The sequence below is a fragment of the Actinomycetota bacterium genome (assembly GCA_005774595.1).
In the GTDB taxonomy this organism is placed as follows: Bacteria; Actinomycetota; Coriobacteriia; order Anaerosomatales; family D1FN1-002; genus D1FN1-002.
The window spans coordinates 1-1,342 of record VAUM01000433.1; the positions used below are offsets into that span (position 1 = coordinate 1).

Sequence of the window (1,342 nt, forward strand, 5' to 3'; positions counted from 1 at the left end):
TGTGCGAGCCGGACGCGCTCGCGACGAACCTCGGCTCGATGCCGACCGACTTGTACGCGCGGACCGGGGAGTTGACTCCGCCGGGGATGAGCTCGCAGGCGGCGGTGAACTCGTCGTGGGAAGAAGGCATCAGGCGCTCCCGAAGGTGGCAGGCGGGCAGGCGGGGTGCACGAGCGATTCTAGCGCAAGCCCGCGGGCGGGCCGGCGCGTCTCGGTGCTACGCGACCCCGTGGCGCGCGAGGTCGGCGTCGACCATCATCTCGACGAGTTCTCGGAACGCGACGCGCGGCGTCCAGCCCAGCACCGTCTTGGCCTTCGACGCGTCGCCGAGGAGCAGCTCGACCTCGGCCGGGCGCATGAAGCGCTCGTCGATCACCACGTACTCGGACCAGTCGAGGCCGACGCGCGAGAATGCGATCTCGGCGAACTCGCCGACCGTGTGGGTCTCACCGCTCGCGACCACGTAGTCGCCCGGCTCGTCCTGTTGGAGCATGAGCCACATCGCCTCGACGTAGTCGCCCGCGAAGCCCCAGTCACGCTTGGCGTCGAGGTTGCCGAGACGCAGCTCGGTGGCCTTGCCCGCCTTGATGCGCGCGACGCCGTCGGTGATCTTGCGCGTCACGAACTCGATGCCGCGGCGCGGCGACTCGTGGTTGAACAGGATGCCGTTGCTCGCGTGCATGCCATAGCTCTCGCGGTAGTTCATCGTGATGAAGTAGCCGTAGACCTTCGCGACACCGTACGGTGACCGCGGATGGAACGGGGTCGTCTCGGTCTGCGGCGTCTCGGCGACCTTGCCGAACATCTCCGAGGACGACGCTTGGTAGAAGCGGGCGTCGGGCTTGATGCGCCTGATCGCCTCGAGCATGCGCGTGACGCCGAGCGCGTCGGCGTTGGCCGTGTAGACCGGCTCCTTGAACGAGTCGGCTACGAACGACTGCGCGGCCAGGTTGTAGACCTCGTCGGGAGAGGACTCGTCGATGGCGGTGAGCAGCGATGACTCGTCGAGCAGGTCGCCGGCGACGAGCTGGATGCGGTCGAGGATGTGATCGACCCGCTCGGTGGTCTCCGACGAACTGCGACGCACGAGCCCGAAGACCTCGTAGCCGCGGTCGAGCAGGAGTTCTGCGAGGTACGAGCCGTCCTGGCCCGTCAGCCCCGTGATGAGCGCGCGCTTGGTCATATCGTCGCCTCCAGCGGCGGGCGTGGCGTTCGTTGCGGTGACAGGGTACCGCACCGCGCGGTGCGAAGGTCGCGCCAACGCCACGCGCCGGCGAGCACCGTCGAGATCCCGACGGCGAACGGCACCACGCCCATGAGCAGGAACGCCGCCGCGGAGTAC

Annotated in this window: 2 protein-coding genes; both read right to left on the bottom strand. The window is 68.5% G+C overall.

All coding sequences use genetic code 11. The features are described 5' to 3' along the window. A partial coding sequence (locus FDZ70_10740; GenBank protein ID TLM65882.1) for an aspartate aminotransferase family protein occupies nt 1-130 on the bottom strand: 130 nt, incomplete at its 3' end. Between the two features lie 87 nt (nt 131-217). Further along, a complete protein-coding gene (gene gmd, locus FDZ70_10745; protein ID TLM65883.1) occupies nt 218-1,183 on the bottom strand; it encodes a GDP-mannose 4,6-dehydratase in 966 nt (321 codons plus the stop codon). Nucleotides 1,184-1,342: the final 159 nt, after the last annotated feature.

Coding starts and splice junctions, on each gene's coding strand:
- gmd (TLM65883.1), bottom strand. CDS start 1,183: ATGACCAAGCGCGCGCTCATCACGGGGCTGACGGGCCAGGACGGCTCG.